Consider the following 6,588-nt stretch of genomic DNA (forward strand, 5'->3'; position numbering starts at 1 on the left):
AGTGAACGGCAAGCCGCCGGCCGCTATCCGGGATAGTAGCGCTTAATCTTGCGGGGCAAGTCGCATCGACTTGAGCATGCCGCAATTGCCTATCAACGTCTTATGACGGTATGCGCCGCGGGGGAGCAGGTTGAGCAGGATCGACGTTTTTGTGGCGCCGCGGCCCAATGCGACGCTGATCAACGCTATGACATTCGTCAACCGGATTGTCATGCTGCACGGCATTCCAGGCTTTCGCGACCTGTTGCCATTCAACCGTCTGGCCGGTTTGCGCGGCGTCGCCAATGTCCGCCACATCGATTTTCCGGAGGATGACCGGCAAAGGCTGAAGGCTTGTTGCGGCGCGGGCAAGGCGACGTTCATCACGCCCAACCATCCCGAATTCTTTACCGACTGGATGATCGACAAGGAGGTCGTCTCGCGGGTAAGCCCGCTGGCGGCATCCTGGGCCACGCACGGCGTCGTCAACGGGCTTGGCCGGCTGATGCAGAAATTCTGGTTGGCCAACAATCTGATCGCGCAAATCCCGGGCAACAGCGCGGCGGCCAAGGAACATTCGGTGGCGTGGGCGCTGAAGGGGCACGGCGTGCTCCTGCATCCCGAAGGCGGTGTCGGCTGGCATGCCAACATCATTGCCCCGCTGCTGCCGGGCGCGGTCGAAATGGGGTTCGAGGCGCTGAAGCGCGGCCGCCTGACGGATCCGGATTTCAAGGTTTGGATCGCGCCCGTGATCTGGAAGCTTGCTTTCACGGGGAATGTCGAGGCAGTGCTGGCAAAGGAATGCGCCTATGTCGAGCACAGCCTGAAGATCGAACGCCGTGCCGCCGATTCGCTGCCGGAGCGCATCCATCATATCTATGCGACGTTGCTGTCGCGCGATGAGGCTGCATATGGCCTGCGGTCCGATGAGCGGGCTTCGTATGACGCACGTCAAAAGGACCTGCTGACCGAACTCGGCCGTCGCCTTGCCGAACTTGTCTCGGTCGACGCCGGCACGCTCGACAATGCCGACCTTTTGCGCCGTTCGCGGCGCTGGCTGCGGGAAAACACGGATGGCAGTGGAAGCCAGAAGCAGGTCCGAATGCTGGCGGATACAATCCAGCGCGTGCAGCGTGTCGGGCCGTGGGCTTCAGCCAACCCGCGCATTACGCAGGAGGAGATCGCCGAACATTTGAAGCGGATCCGCAACGATTATTGCAAGGGTACGCTGCGCGATTCGATCAACCGATTCGTGCCGCAGCCGGCAGGCCCACGCCGCGCCTATGTCCGGGTACCGGAGCCGCTAGGCTTGCACGCCTATCAAGGCTCCGTCGAGGAGGCACTCGCCGAACTGCACGACCGGATGCAGGAGACCGTCACCAGGACGATGACGCAACTCGAGGCCGGCGGCGGCTTCATTTTCTATGCCAATCCCTTCTATCATCGTTAGCGATGTGTTGGTCGGCGCAAGATGAAGGAGTGCGGCAAGCCTCATGGCGGTCTATGTCGATGCGGCGATCTGGAAATGGGTCGGCCACCGCTGGTGTCATCTGCTGGCAGACGACACCGACGAACTGCATCGCTTTGCCGGGCAGCTCGGCATCAAGCGCGCGTCCTACCAAGGACCGCCGAAGACATCGGCACCGCATTATGACATAACCGGGTTCGAGCGCGACCGCGCAGTGCGGCTAGGCGCCATCGAATGCAGCCGCGAGGAGATCGTCGCTGTTTTCCGGCGTGTGCGGGTGCCGAAGGGGAAGATGCGGCGATGACACCGGTGCGCTGATCGCCGCACGCTGAAACACAGACGCCACAACGCTTGCGTTTGTCGCGCTTCCCCTCTATATGCGCGCTCATTCCACACACGGACTTTGGTGTCTGCCCGGGAGAAATCCGGCTGAAACCTCCGGTGGCGTTCGAGGACAAAGTCCAAAAATGCCTGTGTCCGTGGAGGCTAACCGGAAAGGAAATAAGAATGGCTCTGCCTGATTTCAGCATGCGCCAGCTATTGGAAGCTGGCATTCACTTCGGCCACCAGACCCACCGCTGGAACCCGAAAATGGCGCCCTATATCTACGGCGCCCGCAACAACATACACATCATCGACCTCTCGCAGACGGTGCCTTTGCTGCACCAGGCGCTGAAGCAGGTTTCCGACACTGTTGCCAAGGGCGGCCGCGTGCTGTTCGTCGGCACCAAGCGCCAGGCCTCCGACATCGTCGCCGATGCCGCGCAGCGCTCGGCCCAGTACTATGTCAACTCGCGCTGGCTCGGCGGCATGCTGACCAACTGGAAGACGATCTCGAATTCCATCCAGCGCCTGCGCAAGCTGGACGAAATGCTGGCCGGCGAGGCTCAGGGCCTGACCAAGAAGGAGCGCCTCAACCTCGACCGCGAGCGTGAGAAGCTCGACAAGGCGCTGGGCGGCATCAAGGATATGGGTTCGACGCCCGATTTGATGTTCGTGATCGACACCAACAAGGAAGCGATCGCCATTCTCGAGGCCAAGCGTCTCGGCATCCCGGTCGTTGCCATCATCGATTCCAACTGCGACCCGGACAAGATCGACTTCCCGATCCCCGGCAATGACGACGCGGCCCGCGCCATCCAGCTGTATTGCGATTTGATCGCCAAGGCAGCTATCGACGGCATCGCCCGTCAGCAGGGCGCGCTCGGTGTCGATATCGGCGCATCGGTCGAGGCTCCGGTCGAGCCGGCGCTCGATCAGACCCCGGGCGCCGAGAGCCCGGCAGCCCAGACCCCGGAAGCATAGTAGCGAAGGCCGGCTGCGGCCTTCATCTTTCCAATATGTTGGCGCGGTAAGCGCTACCGGCACCAGGCGCATCATCGAAAATCGATGGTGCGTCAGTGCATTTAGACAAAGAGGCGACAATGAGCATTTCGGCTGCACAGGTCAAAGAACTCCGCGACTTGACCGGCGCGGGCATGATGGACTGCAAGGCGGCGTTGAACGAGACCAACGGCAATATGGAAGAAGCCATCGACTGGCTGCGCAAGAAGGGCATTTCCAAGGCCGACAAGAAGGCTGGCCGTACCGCTGCCGAAGGCCTGATCGGCGTAGATTCCGGGGTCCGCGAGGCAGCGATCGTCGAGGTCAATTCCGAGACGGACTTCGTTGCCCGCAATGCTGCGTTTCAGGAGATCGTCGCCAATGTCGCGAAGGTCGCGCTTGCCTATGGCGGCAAGACCGAGGCCGTTGCCGCCGCTCCCTATCCGGGCTCGGGCAAGTCGGTCGCCGAGACCATCAAGGACGCTGTCGGCACCATCGGCGAGAATCTGGGCTTCCGCCGCTCGGCCAAGCTCACCGTCGAGCACGGCGCTGTCGCAACCTACGTTCACAATGCGGTCGCCGACGGCCTTGGCAAGCTCGGCGTGCTGGTGGCCATCGAGACGACAGGCAACGCGCATGCCGCCAACGCCTTCGCCCGTCAGGTTGCCATGCATGTCGCTGCCACCAATCCGATGGCCCTGACCACCGAAGAGCTCGATCCGGCCGCAGTGGAACGCGAGAAGGCGATCTTCGCCGACCAGGCGCGCCAGTCCGGCAAGCCGGAAGCGATCATCGAGAAGATGGTCGAAGGCCGTTTGCGCAAGTTCTATGAAGAGGTCGTGCTGCTCAAGCAGGCTTTCGTGCTCAATCCCGACATTACCGTTGAGAAGGCGCTGAAGGATGCCGAAAGCGAAATCGGCGCGCCAGCCAAAATCGCTGCCTATCTGCGCTTCGCGCTCGGCGAGGGCATCGAGAAGGAAGAGACCGATTTCGCGGCGGAAGTCGCGGCAGCGGTCAAGAAGTAACTATTCGTTTGAAAGGCTTTTTCGGCCGGGTATCCGCGAGGATGCCCGGCCGATTTCTTGCGCGGTGTCGATGAAGGCGCGGAGCTTCGGGGCCATTGCGGCGCGGCGCGGGAAATAGAGGAACAGTCCCGGTTCCTCGATCGATGCCTCGCCAAGGACTTCGACCAGCCGGCCTGCCTCGATGTCGGGCTTGACAAGCGGCTCGAACAGATAGGCGAGGCCGATGCCGGCAAGCGCCATTTCCCTTGCCGACAGCGGATCGCTGACGACCACGCTGCCGCGTGTCTCGACGCTGATATCCTTGCCCTGATCGGACAGATCCCAGCGATAGAGCGCACGTGATCGCAACAGCCGATAGCCGATGCAGTTGTGCGCGGCGAGATCGGCCAACGCCCATGGCCGCCCGCGCCGGCCGACATAGGCCGGCGAGGCAACGATGATGCTGCGGAAAGGCCCTGTCAGTCGCACCGTCACCATATCCTCGGCGATCATCTCGCCCAGCCGGATGCCGGCGTCGAAACCCTCGCCGACGATATCGCTCAGACGTTCGTCGGTGACGATCTCCACCGTCACGTCAGGGTAACATCCCGCCATCGCCGTCAGGATGGGCATGAGCGCCAGAGGCAGCGCCAAACGCGGCGCGTTGATCCTGAGCAGTCCGCTTGCCCGGCCTTTGACAGAGCGGATACGTTCGATCCGGTCGGCAATGTCTTCCAGCGCCGGCTCCGCCGCAGCGACAAGCGCGGTGCCAGCCTCGGTCAGCGAGACGCTGCGCGTGGTGCGGGCAAACAACGGCTGGCCGATTCGCTCCTCTACCAGCCGAACCGCATGGCTGACTGTTGACGGGCTCATGCCGAGCTCGGCGGCTGCCGGCGCGAAGCCGCCACGCCGCGCGACGGCAACGATTATAGGTAGGTGGCTAAGCAGATCGCGGTCCATTCATGCATGATATCGCATAGTCCATTCGGATAATGCAATCTTATCGATGGGGAAAGGAGGGTGCATCTTTGGCTGCATCACACGGCAATCGCCGAGCAGCCAAGGAGACGTCTAATGACCGACCTCGATTCCGAACGAATCCGTAATCTCGAGACCGTGCGTAAATTCTTTGATCTGATGCACCGCAAGGACATTGAGGCATGGGGCGACCTTTGGGCTGAAGATGGCCGTATACTTGTCTTCTACCCGCCGGCAGGATTTGGAAACAGCATCGATGGTAAGGCCGCGATCCTGGCGGCCTTCCGAGGCCTCTTCGTAATTTCGAATCCTTCGATTCGCAGCTGACAGCCATCTATCCGGCAGCGGATTCGGACGCGATCGTCGGTGAGTACAAGAACCGCGCGGTGCTGATCGGCGGCACTGAATACACCAACAGCAATATCGCAATTTTCCACTTCAAGAGCGGTCTGATCAGCGCCTACCACGATTATTTCGATCCGCGCCGCTTCCAGGTGGTGGTCGATGCGCTGGCCAAGGCCTGACTGCGTATCCCAGGCAAGACCTCAATCCCGCTTTTCAAACTTCAGGAGAAAATCCATGACCATGTCCTACTACACGCTCGGCAACAGCGGGCTGCGTGTCACCCGCCTGGCGCGGCACCATGACGTTCGGCACGGAATGGGGCTGGGGCGCGGAGAAGGAAACCGCGCGCGCCTTGGTTGATGCCTATGTCGAAGCCGGTGGCAATTTCTTCGATACCGCCGATCTCTATACCGGTGGCACGGCCGAAACCTGGCTCGGCGAATTCATCGCCGAGCGTGGGCTGCGCGACAAGGCGGTGATCAGTACCAAATTCACCTACAACGCCGAACCGGGCAACCCGAACGCCGGGGGCAACGGCCGCAAGAACATCCTGCGGGCGATAGACGGTTCGCTGAAGCGGCTCGGCACCGACTACATCGACCTCTACATCCTCCATACCTGGGACAGGCTGACGCCGCCGGAGGAGGTGATGCGGACGCTGGACGATCTGGTGCGCGCCGGAAAGATCCGGCATGTCGGTCTGTCCGACGTGCCGGCCTGGTACGCAAGCCGGGCGCAGGCCGTCGCCGAGCATCGCGGCTATGAACCGGTTTCGGCGCTTCAGCTCGAATATTCGCTGGCCGAGCGCAACATCGAGCACGAGTTCGTGCCGTTCGGCACGCGCTATGGCGCCGGAATCATGGTCTGGAGTCCATTGGCCAGCGGCCTGCTCAGCGGAAAATACCGTTTCGATACAATCGTCGAGGATGGTGGCCGGCTGGAGACAATGCGTGGTTCGACCAATCCCGGTTTCCAGAAATTCACCGACCGCAACTGGCAAATCGTCGCCGAACTGGAGAGGGTTGCCGGCCAGCTTGGCCGCAGCATGGCCCAGGTCGCCCTGAACTGGACGGCGAACAGGCCAGGCATTGCGTCCGTCATCGTCGGCGCCACCAGGCTTGACCAGCTCAAGGACAATCTCGGCGCGCTTGATTTCGACATTCCCGAAGATCTTCGGGCACGGCTCGATGCGGTGAGCCGGCCGGTCACGCCCTTTCCGTATTCGTTCTTCGGCCCTGAAATACAAGGCGGCCTGACCGGTGGGCAGGCGGTTGGCGGTAAGCCGGCAAGCTATCTGCCGGATCTGCTCATGCGAGGCACTTTTGCCGGCGTGAGCTGACGGCTATCCCGGTCCACGATCTCAACTTTCCGGCTCGGGCGCCCCCGAAGCAACCCAGGGCCGTGCAAATAAAGAAACCCCACACTTTTGTGGAGCGCACCAACCCCACCACACCCACAAATCAAATAACCCAGCGGGTAGTATAAAAAAAA

7 protein-coding genes and 1 pseudogene are annotated in these 6,588 nt (G+C 61.7%); 7 read left to right on the top strand and 1 reads right to left on the bottom strand.

Translation table 11 applies throughout. From position 1 onward, the window contains the following. The first annotated feature begins 130 nt into the window (after positions 1-130). From NKJ32_RS15245 to tsf, 4 genes are all read left to right on the top strand, one after another. Complete coding sequence (locus tag NKJ32_RS15245; RefSeq protein ID WP_352754763.1) at positions 131-1,429, top strand: lysophospholipid acyltransferase family protein; 1,299 nt, start codon at positions 131-133, stop codon at positions 1,427-1,429. Between the two features lie 43 nt (positions 1,430-1,472). Next, the gene (locus NKJ32_RS15250; protein ID WP_352471792.1) at positions 1,473-1,751 is read left to right on the top strand and encodes a DUF4031 domain-containing protein; all 279 of its coding nucleotides are present in this window, start codon (positions 1,473-1,475) and stop codon (positions 1,749-1,751) included. Positions 1,752-1,954: 203 nt separating this feature from the next. Further along, positions 1,955-2,752, top strand: coding sequence for a 30S ribosomal protein S2 (gene rpsB / locus NKJ32_RS15255; RefSeq protein ID WP_352568701.1), 798 nt, complete (start codon positions 1,955-1,957; stop codon positions 2,750-2,752). A gap of 119 nt (positions 2,753-2,871) precedes the next feature. Then, on the top strand, positions 2,872-3,795 hold the full coding sequence (gene tsf / locus NKJ32_RS15260) for a translation elongation factor Ts (protein ID WP_352471655.1): 924 nt from the start codon (positions 2,872-2,874) through the stop codon (positions 3,793-3,795). Here tsf and NKJ32_RS15265 read toward each other — a convergent pair whose 3' ends face one another. Further along, positions 3,796-4,734: a LysR family transcriptional regulator gene (locus NKJ32_RS15265; protein WP_352568700.1), complete on the bottom strand. Its 939-nt coding sequence runs from the start codon at positions 4,732-4,734 to the stop codon at positions 3,796-3,798. A 114-nt stretch (positions 4,735-4,848) separates the two neighbouring features. Here NKJ32_RS15265 and NKJ32_RS15270 point away from each other — a divergent pair, with 114 nt between their 5' ends. The 3 genes and pseudogenes from NKJ32_RS15270 (at position 4,849) to NKJ32_RS15280 (ending at position 6,436) form a co-directional block, all read left to right on the top strand. Beyond that, positions 4,849-5,079: a nuclear transport factor 2 family protein gene (locus NKJ32_RS15270; RefSeq protein WP_352568699.1), complete on the top strand. Its 231-nt coding sequence runs from the start codon at positions 4,849-4,851 to the stop codon at positions 5,077-5,079. Between the two features lie 59 nt (positions 5,080-5,138). After that, positions 5,139-5,276, top strand: a complete 138-nt coding sequence (locus tag NKJ32_RS15275) for a nuclear transport factor 2-like protein (RefSeq protein WP_352568698.1) — start codon at positions 5,139-5,141, stop codon at positions 5,274-5,276. Between the two features lie 55 nt (positions 5,277-5,331). After that, positions 5,332-6,436, top strand: a pseudogene (locus NKJ32_RS15280) (aldo/keto reductase). Positions 6,437-6,588 lie beyond the last annotated feature (152 nt).

Origin of the sequence: Mesorhizobium sp. M0159 (genome assembly GCF_040322295.1) — a bacterium.
Classification (GTDB): Bacteria; Pseudomonadota; Alphaproteobacteria; order Rhizobiales; family Rhizobiaceae; genus Mesorhizobium.

Excerpts from the sequence above, each read along its gene's own strand:
- rpsB (WP_352568701.1), top strand. The coding sequence starts at position 1,955 with ATGGCTCTGCCTGATTTCAGCATGCGCCAGCTATTGGAAGCTGGCATT.
- NKJ32_RS15250 (WP_352471792.1), top strand. The coding sequence starts at position 1,473 with ATGGCGGTCTATGTCGATGCGGCGATCTGGAAATGGGTCGGCCACCGC.
- NKJ32_RS15265 (WP_352568700.1), bottom strand. The coding sequence starts at position 4,734 with ATGGACCGCGATCTGCTTAGCCACCTACCTATAATCGTTGCCGTCGCG.
- tsf (WP_352471655.1), top strand. The coding sequence starts at position 2,872 with ATGAGCATTTCGGCTGCACAGGTCAAAGAACTCCGCGACTTGACCGGC.
- NKJ32_RS15270 (WP_352568699.1), top strand. The coding sequence starts at position 4,849 with ATGACCGACCTCGATTCCGAACGAATCCGTAATCTCGAGACCGTGCGT.